The following is a 17810-nucleotide window of genomic DNA, read 5'->3' on the forward strand; positions in this document are numbered from 1 at the left end:
CTTCTGCCGCTGGCTGAGCCAGATGCTCGGCCATGAGGTCCGGCTACCGACCGAGCAGGAATGGGAAAAGGCCGCTCGCGGCGCTGATGGCCGGGAATTCCCCTGGGGCGAATTCGAGTCGGGGCAGGCCAACATCAACGAGACATGGGAAGCGGAGGGACCGCACTACCTCGCGCAGACCTCGGCGGCAGGCATCTATCCGCAAGGAACCTCCCCCTGGGGTTGCCACGACATGGCCGGGAACGTCTGGGAGTGGTGCCTGAACCAGTACGACGAGCCAGGCGATACCGATCCGGGCGGCGATGTCCGGCGCGTGGTGCGCGGCGACTGTCGAACCACGAGCCACCGCGCACCACGCGCCGGCCTTTCGCCATCGTCGGGATTCTCGCGGCCATCGCCGGCCTCGTAGCGATACGCGCGGTAGAGGCTGCCGGTCCATTCAAAGACGTTGCCGCATATGTCCGCAAGACCTTGCGGGGTATCTCGCCCGGGAAACACGCCCACCGGCGTGGGGCCCCGGACATGGGTTTCGAAGCTGTTGCAGCGGCTGGGGTCGAAGGCTTCTCCCCAGGCGTAGCGCCGCCCCTCCCGGCCACGTGCGGCGGGCCCAGTCCCTCGATGCTCAGCAGGTCCAGAAGCTGCTTGCCGCGATCGGCGAGGGGCATGGCTTCCTCTTTCCACTTCGACCCCGCCGCGTAGCCGAGGGTCCAGATGGCCAGGCCCGCGACATCCTCCGCGGGTAGGAGGGTGCTCCGTCAGTCGCTTGCGCGACTTGCACCTCAATCCTGCATGGCCATCAGTTCCTTGTCGGAATAGCGCAGGCGCATGGCCAGCACTTTGGCGACCGCCTCGATCAGCTCGAAGGCCAGCCGCTTGTGTTCCTCGCGCAGTTTCTCCAACTGGTGACGTGGCAGCACAAAGAGTTCGGTATCCTCGACGGCGGTGGCGTCGTTGAAGCGCGCCTTTTCGGAAAGGAAGGCCATCCCGCCGAAGAAGTCGCCGCGGCCGTGGGTCAGGGCGTGATGGCCGGGGAGTTCGCCAGCACTCGGCAGCGTGATGCGAACGGCGCCCTTGCGAATCAGGAACAGCTCGTCGCCCTGATCGCCGAAGGAGTACACCTTGCCATGCTTGGCCACCGAGCGTCGCTCGAAGGACGCTTCGAGGTCAATCAGCGTCTCGACCTTGTGGTCGCTGAAAATCTCGAGATCGGCGAGTTCCAGCGGTCCGATATCGGCCTCCTGTTGCAGATTCTTGCCCAGGATCTGGTCTTCAACCCATTCGATGGCGTCGTCGAGTTCAGGGAAGATCTTGACCTGCTCGCTGGTCGTCGTCAGCGCCATCTGCTCGAAGAGCTCGCCTATGTTGCGGCCATTGGGCAGCGTCTTCGAGACACTGCAGAAGATCAGAAAAGCGTCACGTTCGATCAGCGAGTCCCTGATCTGCTCCAGCAGATGCACGGCCGTGACGTCCACCGACTGGACGCGCCGCATGTCGAGCACCAGGTACTTACGCGTACCGACTTCCTGTTCGAGCGCCAGATATAACTGATCCTTGGTGCCGAAGAAAAGGCTGCCCTGCAGCTCCAGAATGGCCGTCTGCTTTCCCTCTTTCTCGAGCAATTCCATGTCCTCACGCAAGCGCACGCGCTTCGAAAAGCGGCTGCCACCGTCAATCTTGTTGCGGATCACGGTACTGCTCAGTTGCTCGCGGATGAAAAGCAGCATGGCCAGAACGATGCCCACGCCCGACGCCGCGATCAGGCTGTAGCCAAGGGCCACGGCAACCACCGTCAGGACCACGAAAAAGTCGAAGCGCGTCCATGGCGAGTCCAGCAGATGCAGGCTGCTGCGGTCGATCATGCGCACGCCGACGATGATCAGGATGGCCGCCAGGGAGGCGACCGGAATCCAGGCAATGAGGCTTCCCAGGGCGAGGAAAGTGATCAGTGACAGCACCCCTTCGATGACGCCGGAAATCCGCGTCTGGCCACCGCTTGTGAGATTGACCAGGGTTGCTCCCATCTGGCCGGCGCCCGGCATGCCACCCACGCAGGCCGAGGCGATGTTTCCGGAGCCCTGGGCGATCAGTTCACGGTTCGAATCGTGGCGGCTGCGGGTCATGGTATCGAGCACCACGCAGGTCTTCAGCGTATCGATCGACAGCAGAACGCCCAGGGTCAGCGCCGTGCCAAGCAGCGCACCGATCTGACTGAGCTTGAGCTCGCCTATTTCGTGCCAGCGGCCGGTGATCGCGTTCAGCATGCTCGAAGCCGTGCCACCCAGCGGGCCAATGATCAGCGCGTTGCCTTCCATGACCAGCAAGGAGTCGTCGACCGTGTAAGCGATCGCGAAATAGGTGATCACGCCAGCCAGCAAACCGAGAATCGCGGCCGGCACGAGGCGCGTGAAGCGCGGCGCACCGAGCATCACGGCGATGGTTACCGCGCCAATCAGCGCCGTTTGCCAGTGCCACAGATGGGGCGCAATCACCACTCGCCACCAGGATGAGCCATCCATTACGCCCATGAACTTGGGGATCTGGCTGCCGATGATGATCAGGCCGACGCCACTGAGGTAGCCACTGACGACCGGAAACGGGATGTACTTGATCAGTCCGCCGACGCCGAGAAAGCCGAGCAGCAGCTGCACGATCCCGCAGACCAGACCGAGGGCGGTTAACATCAGCACGATGAAGGTCGCCGGAACGCCGTTTTGTACCAGTTCAATGGCAAAGGCCGAGCACACCGCCGCCGCCGGCGCACAAGGTGCCGTGATCAGGCGGTCAGTGCCACCGAGTGTCGGTGCGATCAGGCCAAGAGCGGTGGTCCCGAGAATGCCGGCCAGCGCCCCCAGGCCGGCGTACTCGGGGCCGATGGCGGCGTAGATGGTGACGCCGAAAGCGATTGCCGACGGCAGGGCGACCAGCATCGACGCCAAACCGCCCCAGAAATCACCGACGAGTTTGTCGTTCTTGAGATTCAATGCCATTTCCATGCCTTGAGGCCTCCCGCCATAACGGCAGAAATCGCCCTGCTGTGGACCATTGGTCTGCTGCAGGGCCAAAAATAAAACGCATTCCTGGAGATCTTGTCCAGGCTGCGTCGGGTGTGCTCGGAAGTATAGCGGCTCAACGCCCTGGCTGTGCGAACGGGGCGCGCTGCTGACTGTTTTTTTGGCATGACAATAAAGCATGCATCACGCTATGGACAAACTCCGCGCCGTTCGCGCAAAGGATCAGGTTCCTGGCCGTTGACTACGGGGCCGCCACGGGCTGCAATAAAACCCCTATACGGCAGCGGTCAGCAGCGCTAAATAGGCAGGGCTTCCATTGCATGCAGTGCTTTGAGTGATTGTTGGGAGCGCTGTGCGCAAGGGCACAAAGTGACCCCAGCGCACGGCGGGGGCGCCAACCAGCAGGGGCATTCTCGATCCCTGCCTTCACCCGACACGCGGCCAGGAGCAATCGGGACGCTCGTGTTCCCCGCCTCCGCAAGACACGGCGGGTGTTCAGCAGAGCTTCACGACAATATCCAGTAGTGTGCTGTTACAGATGTTGAGACGGTCGCCGGCCCGGCTCAGTTGGGTGTAGATCTCCTTGCGCCGGAAAATATTCTGGAAGTCGTTGTCCTGAAATAATTCGGCCAGGGCGCGCCGGAGGGTGCGGGTCAGGCTCTTCACCGCTTGATCGGCTTTCTCGGCGTCGGCCCGGCCTGCTTGCGGTTCCTTCGCCAGGCGGCCATAGCCCGCGGCCACCGCTTCCACCCCGGCCTTGAGGTAAACAGCCATTTCCAGGCAGGCCTTGTCAGGCTTCAGGGCGAGAAGCTCGCTATCCATTTCGACGACGATTGATTGGCAGCTGTTGATGATCTCATCGAGATTGATGAACGCCCGATGCAGGTCTTCACGGTCGATTGGCGTCGAGAAAGCTTCGTTCAGCAGGGTCAGGTTGCGAATCTTCTGTCGATCGCCCTCGCGCCCGGCATCGCCGATTTTCTTGGTCGCCTGGGAGCTGTCGCTGCCCATGTATTCGACGAGCAGGCCGGCGGCGCCATTCACATGAGCACTTTGTTCGGCGAGTAGGGCGAAAAAATCGGTGGTCGTCGGGAAGACCCGCTGCAGGAGCCGGCGGGTGAAAGAAGATGCTTCCGTGCTAACGTCTGACATGTTTAAGCCTTTCCCATATAGAAAATGACGAGGGCAAAAGTCTGAACGCGACCACTACGCGGCCGACCGACTCGACAAAAGCATTTTCTATGCCAGCCCCCTCAGATGTGCAGGAAAGCGGAAATGCAAGTGGGGGCAGGGGTTGGCGATCATGATGCCTGTTGCCATTTACGCTCCAGGGGGTGAAACAAAGCGCAGTAGCGCTTAGGGCAACGTCATTTCCGGTGGCAGTAAACGCTTTCCGACAGGCGCACACGCAGTTTCGGAATGCCGGCGTTGTGATAGCAAAATGTTACATCGGCCGCGGATCGACCGGGATTTGCGGCTCGTCGCATTCCGCGGCTCAGGATCTGGCTTGAATCACTCGCCGCGCCAAACGCCTGTTGAGAGCCGGACGCGACAGTCCGAGCAGCGTGGCGGCGACGCCCTGGTTGCCTTTGGCGCGGCGGAGTGCTTCCGCGACCATCGCCTCCTCGACCTCGTCAAGGGTCGGAAAGCGTCCCGGGATGACGATCGGCAGTCCGTCGGATGGTTCGGCCACGGGGTAGTCGGCACGTAGCTGCTGTTGCTTTTGAATGGCTTGGCGGAAGCTGTCCATGGCCAGTACCGAACCGCCTCGATGCAAGGCCATGGCGTTGAAGACCATTGCCCGCAGCTCGCGCACGTTACCCGGGAAGTGGTAGTTCGAGAGCAGCGTGATCAACTCGTTCGATGGTTCGGGAGCCGGTTTCCTGATCGCCGCGGCTGCCTCGTCGAGAAAGTGCTGCAGGAGCAGTGTGAGGTCCTCGGTGTGCTGGCGTAGGGGGGGCACTTCGACCTGATGCACCGAGAGCCTAAAAAAAAGATCGGAGCGAAACTGGTTCTGGCGCATCCGCTGGGCGAGATTGTGGTTGGTCGCACAGACGACGCGGGCGTCGCTTGGTCGCGCCACGTCGGATCCCAGGGGGAAATACATGTGCTCCTGCAGCAGGCGCAGGAGCTTGACCTGCGAGGCCATCGACAAATCGCCGATCTCGTCGAGAAACAGGGTACCGCCGCTGGCTTGTGCGATCAGGCCGGCGCGGTTTTCGTCGGCACCGGTGAAGGCGCCTTTGCGGTGGCCGAAGAGGGTGTCCGAAAACAGGGTGTCGTCGAGGCCGGCGACATTGACCTGCACGAACGGCCCGGGCAGAGCACTGAGTTTGTGCAGGGCATGGGCGAACATTTCCTTGCCGGCCCCGGTCTCCCCGGAGATCAACACCGGCTCTGCCGATACCGCCACTGCTTCGATGTACTGGAAGAGCGCGCGCATCTTGCGGCTATTGGTCACGATGCCGGCAAATGCCTCGCCGTGCTGCAGGCAGTCCGATAACAGATAGTGCTTGAGGACGCCCATCTCACGGCGCAGCGACTGTACCTCCAGCGCGTGCCGGACACTTGCCACCAGCCGGCTTTCCTCGACCGGCTTGACGAGATAGTCGAAAGCGCCTTCTTTCATGCTCAGCACCGCGGTCTCGACATCCTGAGCGGCAGTCATGACGATGATCGGCAGCTGCGGGTAGAGGCGGACGATCTCGGGTAGCAGTTCGTTGCCGCTGACATGCGGCATGAAGAGATCAAGAAGGATGGTGCTGGCTGGCTGCCGTTCAAGCGCCGGCAGCAGCTTCCGACTGTCGTCGATGCTCTCGATTCTGGCGACGCCGGCGCTGTGCAGCACCGCCGCCGTCGCGTGCAGGACCGACGGGTCGTCATCGACGAGGAAGACCGGCCAGCTGGCCGGCGACTGCTCTTTCATTCACGCCTCCTTGATAAGCGGCAAATCGATGCTCACCGTTGTTCCAGAGCCCTTGTTGGACGCGAAGCGCAAGCGCCCTCCGTGCTTCTCGACGATCGACGACGAGATGGACAGACCCAGCCCGGTGCCACCACTTTCTGCCTTGGTGGTGAAAAACGGCTCACTGATCTGGGCCATGACCTCGTCGCTCATGCCTGTGCCCTGATCCTCGACGCGGACGATGATCCGGCTGCCGGAGCGGTCCAGCCCGGCGGTAATTCTCACCGAGCAGCTCCGATTCGGCAGCGACTCGAGGGCATTGACGATAACGTTGATGAACACCTGCTCCAGTTGCTGGACGTTGCCTCTGACGGGTGGCAAGCCCTCCGGCAGAGCCAGGGTCAGGCAATCACTTTCCTTGCGGATGCGCGCATCGAGCAAAGTCAGGACGGCCTTGAGGATTTTCGCGATGTCGGCGAGTTCGTCCATATGCCCGTGATCCTGCTTACCCAGGTGCTTCAGATTGCCAATGATTTTCTGTATCCGCCTGGCGTTTTCGCCGACGTCAGCCATGCCGCGTGAAATGGTCTCGCGCGCCTGCGCAAAGCTCAAGCCAGCGAGCAGGAAATCCCCTTGCTCCTGTTCGTATTCGGCAAGGATGGGCAGGGCATCCTGCCAGATGCGGGCCAACAGGGGCGCGTTGGCCATGATGGCGTGATTGGGGTTGCTGATTTCGTGCGCAATGCCTGCCGACAGCACGCCAAGCGAGGCCAGGCGCGCACTGCGGATCGCCTGCCACTGCAGCTTCCGGTTCTCGGTGATGTCGGTAATCACCACCATCGCTGCGGTCATCGCTCTGCCCGTTTTGGCGGCATTGTCCGAACCGATCGGCACCATGCGAATTTCCCACCAGGTAGCGTCGTCGGCGGTGTACTGGCAGTGTTCGATCTGGCCGCCGGCGAATACCTGCCGCAACTTGTCCAGGTATGCGTCGCGAATATGGGCTGGCAAAGCCAGTTCGGAGCGCTTGTCGTCAGCGCCGGCAAGCGGGTGCGGCAGCGGCCGGTTTGCGAACAGGATCCGGGCCTGCTCATCGACAGTAAAGATCAGGTCGGGCGAATGATTGAACAAGGTCCGTAACTTCGTTTCCGAGTCGCGCAGCGCATCCTCGGCCAGCTTGTGCGCGGTGATGTCCTCGCAAAAGCCGACGATACGGCTCAAGCCGTGCTCCGGCGAACGGACCGGGAAGCCACAGACGCGCAGCCAGTGTAGATTTCGCTGGCCCCGGCAGTCAGGTGACACCGGCAGGATCAGCGAAAATCGCCCACCATCCGCCTGCAAGTCGGCAATCGCTGCGCTGAGCACTTGCCGGTCTTTCGGCGCGAAAACGTCGAGCAGCAGCGATGGTGCCGTACCGTCCAGTTCGACCTCGTCACCGGCCAGCTGCCGGAAAGCGGGTCCGATATACTCCAGGCGCGTTGCCTCGGCGTTGATCGCCCAGAAAGCGACATCGACCGTTTCGGCGAGCTGGCGAAGCAGTTCTTCGCGCTCGAAGATGGTTTTTGCGAGTCGGCTGCGATTGTCCATTTCGCGCCGACTGTGCACCAGGTAAAAACTGAGCAACGCCGTAAACAAGAGGCCGGCGACCATCACTGACCAATGCGCCTCGGTGAATGCCTCAGCGCTACGAAAGGTATGCGTGGCCACGCAGGTGACTGTCCAGCTGCGGTCGCCAACGCGAATCGTGGCCACCATCCGTGGCTGATTCTCGTCTTGCTCCGGAAGCCAGCCGGTGGCCGTCGCGGTGGCGCCGGGTTCCAGACGGCTGGCGTAGAAATGGAGGAACTGCGGGAGGAACTGCGCGTCGTCGCCCGTCGTCTCGTCGCGCACCAGTACCTCGACCCCGCGTGGTTCGAGGCGCTTGATGGCGAAGTGGAGCAGTTCCTCGATGTCATAGACGCCAAGCACGAAACCCTCGGGCGCCGGGCTACTTTGCGGGCTTGCAGGGGCATAGATCGGCAATGCGGCGTAGATGACAGACAGGCTGTTCCTGCCTGGGCGCGTCAGCGTCATGCGCCCGCTGACGGCAATCTTTCCGTTCTCGCGGGCCCGCGCGAACAATGCCGCGAGTTCGCTGCTGGTGTTCAGGTCGACGCCTTTGGCGAGTTCGGAGATTGCGCGTGACGCGGCGAGGACAACGGGGATTCGAGTGAGTTGCTCGCGCTCAGAGCCCAGTGGATCGTCGTTCACTGCCGCTGTCGTTGTTGGTGCGCCGCCGATGACAGCGGCTGATGGTTCTTGCCGCGGCGCGTTCAGCAGTGGGGCCCAGAGCAGGCTTGCGATGTACGGGCGACGCTGCAGGATAGGGTCGGCAAAGGCGCTGAAGGCGCTTTCGTCAAGTTCGTGGGCGGCGTAGAAAAGTCCGCGAATCTCCCGCAAGGCGTCGAGTCCCTGGTCGACCACCGCTCGCACCGACTCGATGCGATCGCTGGCCGCCCACTGAAATTCCCTGCGGTGGCTGCTTTGCAACTCCTCGCGCACATTCCACGACGACCAGCAGGTCAGCACCACCCCACCGATCGCCACGGCATAGGCGGCGGCATATTTTCGTAGCTGGTCGAACATTGACGATCATCAGAGCGGAGCTGTGAAGAATCCTGCGGCAGTAACTTGCGGCCCGCGACGGGCTATCGGCCGGGAGCTTAGCAGAAAGAGAAAGCGGTGCGGGTGCGCAGCAAAGCGGCGTTGCCAAAGCGGAGGGGTGACGGCGATTCCCGCGCCCGCCTGTGTGGCGGCCGTCGCACAGCCAGCAAGTTCCTGCGGCAGTCTCAAGCACGGGTCGCCGGAGACAGGGTGTAACGCCGCGTCTTTACGCGCGATTCCTGCGCACGGGACCCAAGGCACGGGGGTACCTACAAAATACTTTCCTTCAATGGTCGGTCCTGACCGTCAGTGTTCATTTTGTTGCACCCTCAAATGGCCGTCGCGTGGCCTCGGCTATTGCCGCCAGGTAGCTGATTTGGCGTGTGAAGTGTTGCTTGGATAGCGTATGGCACGATTCGTGCTTTATTGGTTGCGGAGCAACCGCTTGCCGCGCTCACCCGTGCCCGGCCAGCGGTGTTGTCAGCCGGATTTGCCGCGACCGATCCGGCCGTGTCGAGCATTCTGAAAGACTCGTCGACACGCGATAGGGAGGTAGGTCGTGGTCAAGCTTGCCATCGGCAAATAGTCCACACGACCGCAGCGTCACGTACTACAGCGACGCCGCCTGGCGGCCACGATTTCGCCATTTGCTTTCAGCGTCAAGGTGCCCGATGGGAGGTCACCTCGGCCGTGAGGCAAGGGCGACATCTCCGGCAGTAATTGCAATTACCGAGCATTTTCACACCGGCAAAAAGGAGAAGTTAATGGACAAGAGCAAGCTGCGCCTGTTCCACACCACGCGAGAAGTGGAAATGCACTTCGATTCCTTTCTCGACACCGTTTCCCAGGGCGGCATTGCCTTTCGCTCCGCGATTGGGGCGTACCTGGATTCCGCAGGCAATGGCGACCTGGTGGCCAAGCTGCAGCAGCTCAACGAACTGGAGAACAAAGGAGACGAGCTGCGTCGCCAGGTTGAGCACGAGCTCTATACCCTGGCACTGATCCCCGACTTTCGCGGCGATGTTCTGAGTCTGCTGGAAGATCTGGACTGCCTGCTCAATGTCATGGAAGAGACGATGGTGTCGTTCGACATAGAACGGCCCGCTTTCCCCCAGGAACTGCACGCCGACCTGCGGCAACTGGCCGAAAGCGTGGCCATGGCCGTGGAGAGCACCGTGCTGGCGTCGCGGGCTTTCCTGCGCGACATTCAATCGGTTCGCGATCACCTGCACAAGGTGATGTTCTATGAAAAGGACGCCGACCGCGCGGCCGACAAGCTGAAACGCGCGGTCTTCGCGTCTTCCCTGCCACTGGCCGAAAAATTGCACCTGCGTCGTTTCATCGATGCGATCGACCATATCGCGGATGAATCCGAGGACGTCGCCGACTGGCTGGCGATCTACACCATCAAGCGTTTGGACTAACGGTCATGACAATCGATACACCTCAGATCATGAAAGTCATGACCGTTTTCCCTCTTCCCCGACCCTTCTCCCGCGAGGGGAGAAGGGAGTTTCGTGAGTCGCTTGCGCGACTTTCACATTAAGCCCAGGGAGACGCCGAGACTATGGATCCTACGATATTCCTTTACCTCTCCAGCGGTTTGTTCCTGGGTTGGTCGCTGGGCGCCAACGATGCGGCCAACGTGTTCGGCACGGCGGTCGCCTCGCGGATGGTCAAGTTCCGGACCGCTGCGATCATCCTTACCCTGGGCGTGATTCTCGGCGCCATCGTCAGCGGTGCCGGGGCGGCTCACACCTTGTCGAAGCTCGGCTCGATCAACGCCTTGGGCGGCGCCTTCATGGTCGCTTTTTCTGCGGCGGCCGTCGTTGCCTGGATGACCATCGTCGGCCTGCCGGTGTCGACGACCCAGGCCGTTGTGGGAGCGATCATCGGCTGGAACCTGTTCACCGGTTCGGTCACCGATTACAGCGTCTTCAAGACCATTTGTGCGACCTGGATCGCCAGCCCGCTGCTCACCGGTTTCTTCAGCTATTTCATCTACAAGGGGGTCATGAGGCTGCTCGAGAAAACGCGGATCCACATCATTCGCCTGGATGCCCTGACCCGCATCGGTCTGGTCATCGCCGGCGCCTTGGGCTCCTACTCGCTGGGCGCCAACAACATCGCCAACGTGATGGGCGTGTTCATCGGCGCGAATCCGTTCCAGGACTTTCATGCGGGGGTGTTCGAGTTCTCCGGTCTGCAGCAGTTGTTCCTGCTCGGCGGTTTGGCCATCGCCGTTGGCGTCTTCAGCTATGCCAAAAGGGTGATGCTGACCGTGGGAACCTCCATTGCCCCGCTGACTCCGGTCGGTGCCTTTGTGGTGATCATCTCCACCTCGCTGGTGCTGTTCCTCTTTGCGTCGGAAGGTTTGGAGTACGCCCTGGCTTCCATCGGCCTGCCGACGATCCCGCTGGTCCCGGTTTCGAGCTCGCAAGCGGTCGTCGGCGGAGTCATCGGCATCGGCTTGATAAAAAACGCCAAGAACATCAAATGGAGCGTCGTCGGACGCATTGGGCTGGCCTGGATTCAGACTCCGGTCATCTCGGCGCTGGTCTGCTATGTCTTTCTTTTCTTCCTGCAAAACGTCTTTGGGCAGACGGTCTATAACCTGTCGGAATACCGCCTCTCCGAGCAGGTAGTTGCTCACCGTGGCGATGCGGTTGACGCCAAGGCACTCGCCGGGGTGGTCGGCAAGAGCTTTACCACGTCTGGCGCGCTCAAGAGCGCGATCGACAAGGCCCTGCCGGAGCTGGATTCAAAAACCGTGCTGAAGCTTGTCGACGACTCTCTGGTGGAGGAAATCACGGTCGATCCTGCCAAGTTCAAGGCTTTGGAAAAGCTGAATGTGATTGAACCCGTGCGCCTGGCGGCCCTGCGGACGCTGAGTGGCAAGACCTTCACTTACCGCTGGGAACTGGTTGAGGCCCTTGCCGACGCCACGCCCGAGTGGAAGCTCAAGGCGAAAACGGTCCTCAACAAGCCGTACAACAAGGAAATCCAGAAAGACCTCGATCTGGTCATCGATGCCTATGTTGCCAAGATGAAGTAGGCGGCCTTCGCGGAGAACAGGGAATGGGCAGCTTTGCATTGGTGCGTGCCATCACACACGCCGAAAGCCATACGGTGGCCGCAAATGAGGCTGCTGCCGGGGGGGCGGCCCTTGCGGCGTTGGCGCGAAAGAGCGTCGTGGCTTTGCTGGACTCCGAGCTGTCGCCGCTGCCCACCTGGAGTACCGCTGTCGCGTGCCTCAAGGTGGCCGAAGAGGCGGAAGTGGCCAAAGTGGCCGTGGCCACCCAGGCGCTCAGTCGCCGACGTGAAGTCGCCCTCGACGTCGTGCGGCGCTCCCGGCGGGACGGTTACCTCTTCTCCTTCCTTGCTGTCGATGGTGCTTGCGGTCACCTGCCATGGCTCCCCAGCGAACTGGATAGCGCGGGGGAGACTTTCCTGGTGGAGATTCACCCGGATAGGGCAGTCTATTTCGACGAGCCGTCGCCAGTTGTGGCGGCTGAGCGAACGCCATTGGTTCGCGCGTCACTACGCTTGCGCGAAAAGGCAGCGCCCACTTCCGTGATTGCCTGGATGTCTGCTCAGCCGACAAGCGAGTGGCGCCGGCTCTTGATCACGGGCGCGGAGAATCACAAGCGCAAGCTGCGTGCCGACTATCTGACCCAGCGGGTATGGGTCTGGGATGGCAGATCCGCGTCGGCTGACAACTGGCATCTCCTGGTACGCCGTGAAATGAATGGCGAGACCCTGAACTTCTGCTTGTCCAATGCCACGCCTGGCGCTTCCCTGCGCCATCTGGCGGAAATGCAGGAGCGCGCCATTTCGTCGAGAGCGCCTGCGAGGGCGAAAAAAGCACCGACGACATGGCTCTGGTGATCGCCGCAACAAGGTGCGAGGCTGGTTCACGTTCCGCTGGTGGGATTAAAGTGGTCGCGACGGCGCTCGATGTCGGGCATCGCGCCCAGGCGCAGGTGGCGCAACTATCGGGCAGCGAGCTGTAGCGGTTGGCTTGATCGCAGCGGACGGGAATAGCGCTGACGTGCCCGAGGCTACCGCCTAACTTTCGTCGATTCTCCGACGCGCCCGCATCGCGCGTCCGACTCGAGCCAGCTCCTCATCGCTCAACAAGCGCGCCGCCATTGGCAAGAGTTCCTTTTCCTCGCGCTCGATGTGGCGCTCATAGCGAACGGCCAGCGCTTCGACATCGTCAACGACCAGGGACACCTGCTCGCCGGCCGCGATCCGTTCGAGGGTGCCGCGCAGGTGTCGCCAACACGCTTCCAGTGCGCGGTGATCGGCTTTCAAACCGTCGATTATTTCGCGCAGGCAGATGGCGTCCGATCCGGCCATGGACTCGATCAAGGCCGGGAAGAGGTCGTCTTCCTCGTCTGCATGGTGTTGCCTGGCGGCGGTGTCGAAGTAGCGCATCACTCTGCTCGCCCCCGTGCGCGCCGCGTCGTCGACGCCATGGGAAAGCAGGTGTGGAAGCAGGCGCCGCAAGGTCGCGCATTGCGCTTCAATCCTGCCGTGGCAGGCGGAAAGCATCTCCAGAGGCGCCTCGCTTCCGACGCTCGGTGCGGAAAATCCGGGAATGCTGGTAGTCACTCGGCTTGCTCCGCGCAGCTCGGCGAAGATTGCGCGACCGCCTTGAGGTGGCGGGCGGAACCATCGCTGCCGCTGACCAGCGAAGCGACGATCATGCCGCCCGATAGAGATCGGAATCTGTATCCGCACACGCGGCAGTTGCCTGCATCCTGGAATTCCTTTCCACTTGGTCGCAAGAAACAAGCTCTGGCCGATGTTGCTATTCGCGGTCGAGCGTCGTCACGTCGGGCGGAGCCTATTTGCTTACCGCTTCCTTGGCTTTGTCGGCGGCATCACTGGTCGCGTCTGCGGCCTTGATGACCAACTCCTTGCTGGCTTCCTTGGCAGCCAGGGTGGCCTCGGCGGCGCTCGCTTTGACCACTACGGCGGCGTCACTTGCTGCCGCCTTGGTCGCCTCTGTGGCGGCGGCAATGGCGGTTTCCGCTTTTTTCGCAGACTCCTTCGCGGCCTTGACGGCGGCATCGTCTTGTTGACCACAGGCGGCGACAGTCATGGCCAGCAAAGCAGAGAGAACGAGCGAGCGAGCTTTCATGATGCAGTACTCCAGAGCGAAAGTTGTTGAGGCGGCGGAAACGCCGATAATCTTGGCAAGAAGGCGACCACTCCTGCGCATCACAACATAATTGCAAGTCGCAGTAAACTCTCGAGTCTCGACTGTGGCGGAAAGCCCTGCAGCAGGAACCCGCTGCACGGGAGCTGTCAGGGCGGCGGGCAGGAAACACCCGGGTGTGCGCTGGCCCGGCAAAGCAATCGGTCGCCTGTGTGCTGCCGCCGGTACAGTAAGATTGGAGTCGCCACAATTTCGGCAGCCCTGGAAAGACGCTGGGGCGAAGCTTGTTTCGGAATCATCGTGCACGCAACTGGCGAAGTCGCCGACGTAAATCGCCAAGCCGATTCCGGAGCGTACGAAACAGGAGCAGGCAGCCACTGCGCCGAGGTCTCAACACCCGCGGCTTGGTGCTGCTCGCGCTTTGATTTGCTCAGCCATTTCCGCAGGAGGAAGGTGCCATGGGTATTCTCGACTGGTTCAAGAACAGGCCGGGTCAATTCGATCCGGATCGGGTGTCTGACGAGATGGTTCGCGGGGCGGTCGACAAGGCGATTACGCTGACCAACCCACGCCTCAAGCTGTTGCCCAACTGCCACAGGCGCCTGACGCCCGCCGTCACGACGACGATCGAATTCCTGCGCACGCTGGTTCAGGCGCTGCCCGCCGCACGACCGCTTGCGTCGGCCATGTGGTCCTCCGATCCTGCTCTAAAGGCGTTCTTTGTCGCGTCCTCCGATATTCCGTCTGTTCTCGGCCGCTCGGACAATTTGCGCACCCTGTTCGACAAGTTTCCGGAACTCGATGAAGCTTGCCTGGTTCTGGGCATGGCGCTCAATGAAAAGCGGGTCTTGGGAATGGCGCTGCAAGGCGGCATGGTGCAGCGTGACGTTGCCCAGACCAGCGTCAGTTTCTCGGATCACGGGACGCGCATCTGCGGCAGCGACGAGGCGCGTTTGCGCCGCATCGTCGGTGTCGAGGCTTTCGAATACCTGCTTGGTCAGGCCTTGTCGGAGATTGGCCGGGAGCGTGTCGAAAGGCAGGAACTGCAAGGAAGTCGTGCGCTGATGCGGGCACGCCTGCGACTTCTTCAACAGCAGGGACCGGGCCTGGGGTCAATGTTCGGCGGAGCTCCGGCGGCAGCAAGCGAGCAGGCCAGACTGCAGGCGGAATTGCTGGAAAACGAGCGGCAACTGGGAGCCATCGGGGGCAGTGAATTGGTCCTCGATGCCGAACTCGAAAGCCTGACGACGGTGCTCGAAAACCCGCAGCGCTATCTGCACGTCGAGACAAAGTGCTTGCGCCTCAGCCCGATGAACGTGGTGATCGATGCAGCCAGCACGGACGCTGCCGCGGACGTCGATTTCGGCCTCGCAGAACTCAGGGGATCGCCGCCGATGCGCCGAGCTTTCGTGCTGGCACGCGTCGCGCGCAGCGAATTGCCGCCTCCGAAAAAGATCAATTTTGACGACGCGATGCGCTACCTTTGAGGCGTCGACCGCCACCGGTGTGTGCAAGGGTCGTTAACACTGCTGCACAGGCACTTCGTCCTTGAGATTGACCGCGATTCAGCTGAGCCCATATACTATTTTCCGCATCTTTGGCTTGGCCATCGTTTTGGGCAGGTGAGGTGGATGGCGGGGATGTCGGGAGGAGGGTGTGCCTGAGGGCGCCTGCCGGCCTTCGACTCGCGATCAGGAGAACTGGCGTTGCGGTAGCGTTTTCCTCGCGCCGGGAAAGAGCAGGGGCATGCCGCCTCGCAGCCAGGCAACAACTACCAGGAGAACTGCACATGTTCAAAAACATCCTTATCCCCACCGACGGTTCGGTCGTATCGCGCAAGGCCATCAAGGCCGGCATCCAGTTCGCGAAGTCGCTGGGAGCGAAAGTCACTGGCTACTCCGGCATCGTGATGCTGCCGTATTCCATGTTTGGCGACGGTGACATTATCGACAAGGGCATGGCGAGCAAGCTCGACCGGCTGCAGCGGGCCACCGCTGAGAAATACCTTGAGGAGATATCCACGGCCGCTGCTGCTGCCGGTGTAGAGTATGCTGGATTCACTACCAAGCCAGCGTCGGCGTTCGAGGGCATCATCGAAACGGCGCGGAAGAAGAAGTGCGACGCCATCTTCATCGCCTCGCGTGGTCGCAGCGAAATCAAGAAGCTGTTGCTTGGCAGTGTCACCCAGAAGGTGCTTTCACACTCCAAGGTGCCGGTGATCGTCTACCGCTAAGGGCGAGCGCTTTCCGTCGTATCCGGCAAGCCAGCGCTGCGGGCAGCGCTGGCGGCTAGCGCAAGCGCCTTGGCGGCGACGGCGGCAAGGCCGGGAATCATCCCCGTCAGATCACTCGCTGCGGCTCCGCTCGCGAGCCACGTTCGCTCGCCCCGCCTTCGTGGCGAGCTGGACCAGGTCTGCGAAAAGCGAACTGTCGATCAGTGACTTCGCTAAATTGGTAGCAGCATTATCTCAATAAGTGGTTCGTTATTGCACCGATCGCCCATGTAAAGTGGCGCCACTTCGGGGTGCGCAGTTCGCGGCCGGCTTCGGCCCTGATGACCGTTTCTGCAGATTGACCCGGCCAACAGGAGATAAGTCTTTGGAGCTTGCCGACAAATCACTGCTCAGGCAGTTGTGCTACATCGATGGACAATGGGTTGGCGCCGATGGTGGGCTGACCTTCGCCGTGACCAACCCGGCTACCGGGAGGCACCTGGCGGACGTGCCCGACGCGGGCGCGGCGGAGACCCGTCGCGCCATCGAGGCGGCGCGGCTTGCACAGCGCACCTGGAGTGCCAGGACTGCAGGTGAGAGGGCGAAGGTGCTCCGCCGTTGGTGTGAGTTGCTGCTTGCCAATCAGGAGGACCTCGCTCGAATCATGACTGCGGAGCAGGGCAAGCCACTTGCCGAATCGCGTGGCGAGATCACCTACGCCGCCTCGTTCATCGAGTGGTTTGCCGAGGAAGGAAAGCGCATCTACGGCGACATGATTCCCCCTCATCACGCCGACAAACGTATCCTGGTAAGCAAGGAAGCGATTGGCGTCTGTGCCGCGATCACGCCATGGAATTTCCCGGCCGCGATGATTACCCGCAAGGTTGGTCCGGCGCTGGCGGCGGGCTGCTCGGTAGTGCTCAAGCCCGCTGAAGCGACGCCACTGTCGGCGCTTGCGCTGGCCGAGCTGGCGGAGCGCGCCGGAGTCCCCAAAGGGGTCTTTAATGTGCTCACCGGAGACCCGATCGCTATTGGTGGCGAGCTGTGCGCCAATCCAACGGTCCGCAAGCTCAGCTTTACCGGGTCTACGGAGGTCGGTCGGATTCTCATGCAGCAGTGTGCGCCGACGATCAAGAAGCTGTCGCTCGAGTTGGGCGGCAATGCCCCGTTCATTGTCTTCGACGATGCCGATCTGGATGCCGCCGTGCAGGGAGCGATGCTCTCAAAGTATCGCAACACGGGCCAGACCTGCGTCTGTGCGAACCGCTTGCTGGTCCAGGAAGGCGTCCTCGATCAATTTGTCGAAAAACTCGCTGCCGCAGTTGGCACTCTGCGTGTCGGTAATGGGGCGGAAGAGGGGGTCACGCAAGGTCCGCTGATCGATGACGCGGCGATCGCCAAGGTGGAGGAGCTGGTTGCCGATGCGCTTGGCAAGGGGGCTCGTATCGTTTGTGGCGGCAAGCCCCACAGCCTCGGCAAGACCTATTACGAGCCAACGATACTGGCGGGGGTGACGGCGCAGATGCGCATCGCTCGCGAAGAGGTTTTCGGGCCAGTGGCGCCGGTGTTCGCTTTCAAGACCGAAGCCGATGCGGTGGCGATGGCCAACGATACCGAGTACGGCCTGGCGTCCTATTTCTACACCGAGAATCTGGCGCGCAGCTTGCGGGTAGCCAGCGCCCTCGAATACGGCATGGTCGGCATCAACACCGGTCTGATCTCGACCGAGCTTGCGCCGTTCGGCGGCATGAAGTCGTCCGGGCTGGGTCGCGAAGGTTCCAAGTACGGGATTGAGGACTACCTGGAAATCAAATACATCTGTATCGGCGGTATTGTTTGAGCCGCCAAGTCAAGTTTGCAAAGGAAATGAAC

General features: G+C 61.7%; 13 protein-coding genes and 1 pseudogene. 7 read left to right on the plus strand and 7 right to left on the minus strand.

All coding sequences use genetic code 11. The features are described 5' to 3' along the window. Nucleotides 1–22: 22 nt before the first annotated feature. Entirely contained in the window at nt 23–409 is a 387-nt protein-coding gene (locus QZ648_RS06385) for an SUMF1/EgtB/PvdO family nonheme iron enzyme (RefSeq protein WP_366144077.1), read from the plus strand. On the opposite strand, the pseudogene QZ648_RS24840 reads toward QZ648_RS06385, so the two are convergent. The 5 genes and pseudogenes from QZ648_RS24840 to QZ648_RS06405 form a co-directional block, all read right to left on the minus strand. Then, nucleotides 358–681 (minus strand): annotated as a pseudogene (locus QZ648_RS24840) (SUMF1/EgtB/PvdO family nonheme iron enzyme); the annotation flags it as partial. The gene QZ648_RS06385 and the pseudogene QZ648_RS24840 overlap by 52 nt on opposite strands. 98 nt (nt 682–779) lie before the next feature. Beyond that, nucleotides 780–2987: a SulP family inorganic anion transporter gene (locus tag QZ648_RS06390; RefSeq protein WP_291996447.1), complete on the minus strand. Its 2208-nt coding sequence runs from the start codon at nt 2985–2987 to the stop codon at nt 780–782. 519 nt (nt 2988–3506) lie between these two features. Then, entirely contained in the window at nt 3507–4163 is a 657-nt protein-coding gene (locus QZ648_RS06395) for a DUF47 family protein (RefSeq protein ID WP_169067254.1), read from the minus strand. A gap of 343 nt (nt 4164–4506) precedes the next feature. Further along, on the minus strand, nt 4507–5937 hold the full coding sequence (locus QZ648_RS06400) for a sigma-54 dependent transcriptional regulator (RefSeq protein ID WP_291996448.1): 1431 nt from the start codon (nt 5935–5937) through the stop codon (nt 4507–4509). Then, entirely contained in the window at nt 5938–8541 is a 2604-nt protein-coding gene (locus tag QZ648_RS06405; RefSeq protein WP_291996449.1) for an ATP-binding protein, read from the minus strand. It abuts the gene before it with no gap. A 782-nt stretch (nt 8542–9323) separates the two neighbouring features. On the opposite strand from QZ648_RS06405, the gene QZ648_RS06410 reads away from it, so the two are divergent. The 3 genes from QZ648_RS06410 (at nt 9324) to QZ648_RS06420 (ending at nt 12447) form a co-directional block, all read left to right on the plus strand. Next, a complete protein-coding gene (locus QZ648_RS06410) occupies nt 9324–9983 on the plus strand; it encodes a DUF47 family protein (RefSeq protein ID WP_291996450.1) in 660 nt (219 codons plus the stop codon). 143 nt (nt 9984–10126) lie between these two features. Next, nucleotides 10127–11614, plus strand: coding sequence for an inorganic phosphate transporter (locus QZ648_RS06415; protein WP_291996451.1), 1488 nt, complete (start codon nt 10127–10129; stop codon nt 11612–11614). A gap of 23 nt (nt 11615–11637) precedes the next feature. After that, nucleotides 11638–12447, plus strand: coding sequence for a transposase (locus tag QZ648_RS06420; protein ID WP_291996452.1), 810 nt, complete (start codon nt 11638–11640; stop codon nt 12445–12447). A 180-nt stretch (nt 12448–12627) separates the two neighbouring features. Here QZ648_RS06420 and QZ648_RS06425 read toward each other — a convergent pair whose 3' ends face one another. Then, nucleotides 12628–13176 carry a hemerythrin domain-containing protein gene (locus QZ648_RS06425; RefSeq protein ID WP_291996453.1) on the minus strand — a complete coding sequence of 183 codons (549 nt, stop codon included), beginning with the start codon at nt 13174–13176 and terminating at the stop codon, nt 12628–12630. A gap of 235 nt (nt 13177–13411) precedes the next feature. Beyond that, nucleotides 13412–13708, minus strand: a complete 297-nt coding sequence (locus QZ648_RS06430) for a hypothetical protein (RefSeq protein ID WP_169067259.1) — start codon at nt 13706–13708, stop codon at nt 13412–13414. A gap of 476 nt (nt 13709–14184) precedes the next feature. Between QZ648_RS06430 and QZ648_RS06435 the strand changes: the two genes are divergently transcribed. From QZ648_RS06435 to QZ648_RS06445, 3 genes are all read left to right on the plus strand, one after another. After that, nucleotides 14185–15213: a hypothetical protein gene (locus QZ648_RS06435; protein ID WP_169067260.1), complete on the plus strand. Its 1029-nt coding sequence runs from the start codon at nt 14185–14187 to the stop codon at nt 15211–15213. 302 nt (nt 15214–15515) lie between these two features. Then, nucleotides 15516–15959 (plus strand): universal stress protein, encoded by a 444-nt coding sequence (locus QZ648_RS06440; protein ID WP_169067261.1) that lies wholly within the window; start codon nt 15516–15518, stop codon nt 15957–15959. 364 nt (nt 15960–16323) lie between these two features. Continuing rightward, nucleotides 16324–17778: an NAD-dependent succinate-semialdehyde dehydrogenase gene (locus QZ648_RS06445; protein ID WP_169067262.1), complete on the plus strand. Its 1455-nt coding sequence runs from the start codon at nt 16324–16326 to the stop codon at nt 17776–17778. Nucleotides 17779–17810: the final 32 nt, after the last annotated feature.

Source organism: Candidatus Accumulibacter sp. ACC012 (assembly GCF_907163155.1).
In the GTDB taxonomy this organism is placed as follows: Bacteria; Pseudomonadota; Gammaproteobacteria; order Burkholderiales; family Rhodocyclaceae; genus Accumulibacter; species Accumulibacter delftensis.

Bases quoted from the DNA above. Each gene is read 5' to 3' on its own strand.
- QZ648_RS06385 (WP_366144077.1), top strand. From the start codon at position 23: ATGCTCGGCCATGAGGTCCGGCTACCGACCGAGCAGGAATGGGAAAAG.
- QZ648_RS06390 (WP_291996447.1), bottom strand. From the start codon at position 2,987: ATGGCATTGAATCTCAAGAACGACAAACTCGTCGGTGATTTCTGGGGC.
- QZ648_RS06395 (WP_169067254.1), bottom strand. From the start codon at position 4,163: ATGTCAGACGTTAGCACGGAAGCATCTTCTTTCACCCGCCGGCTCCTG.
- QZ648_RS06400 (WP_291996448.1), bottom strand. From the start codon at position 5,937: ATGAAAGAGCAGTCGCCGGCCAGCTGGCCGGTCTTCCTCGTCGATGAC.
- QZ648_RS06405 (WP_291996449.1), bottom strand. From the start codon at position 8,541: ATGTTCGACCAGCTACGAAAATATGCCGCCGCCTATGCCGTGGCGATC.
- QZ648_RS06410 (WP_291996450.1), top strand. From the start codon at position 9,324: ATGGACAAGAGCAAGCTGCGCCTGTTCCACACCACGCGAGAAGTGGAA.
- QZ648_RS06415 (WP_291996451.1), top strand. From the start codon at position 10,127: ATGGATCCTACGATATTCCTTTACCTCTCCAGCGGTTTGTTCCTGGGT.
- QZ648_RS06420 (WP_291996452.1), top strand. From the start codon at position 11,638: ATGGGCAGCTTTGCATTGGTGCGTGCCATCACACACGCCGAAAGCCAT.
- QZ648_RS06430 (WP_169067259.1), bottom strand. From the start codon at position 13,708: ATGAAAGCTCGCTCGCTCGTTCTCTCTGCTTTGCTGGCCATGACTGTC.
- QZ648_RS06435 (WP_169067260.1), top strand. From the start codon at position 14,185: ATGGGTATTCTCGACTGGTTCAAGAACAGGCCGGGTCAATTCGATCCG.
- QZ648_RS06440 (WP_169067261.1), top strand. From the start codon at position 15,516: ATGTTCAAAAACATCCTTATCCCCACCGACGGTTCGGTCGTATCGCGC.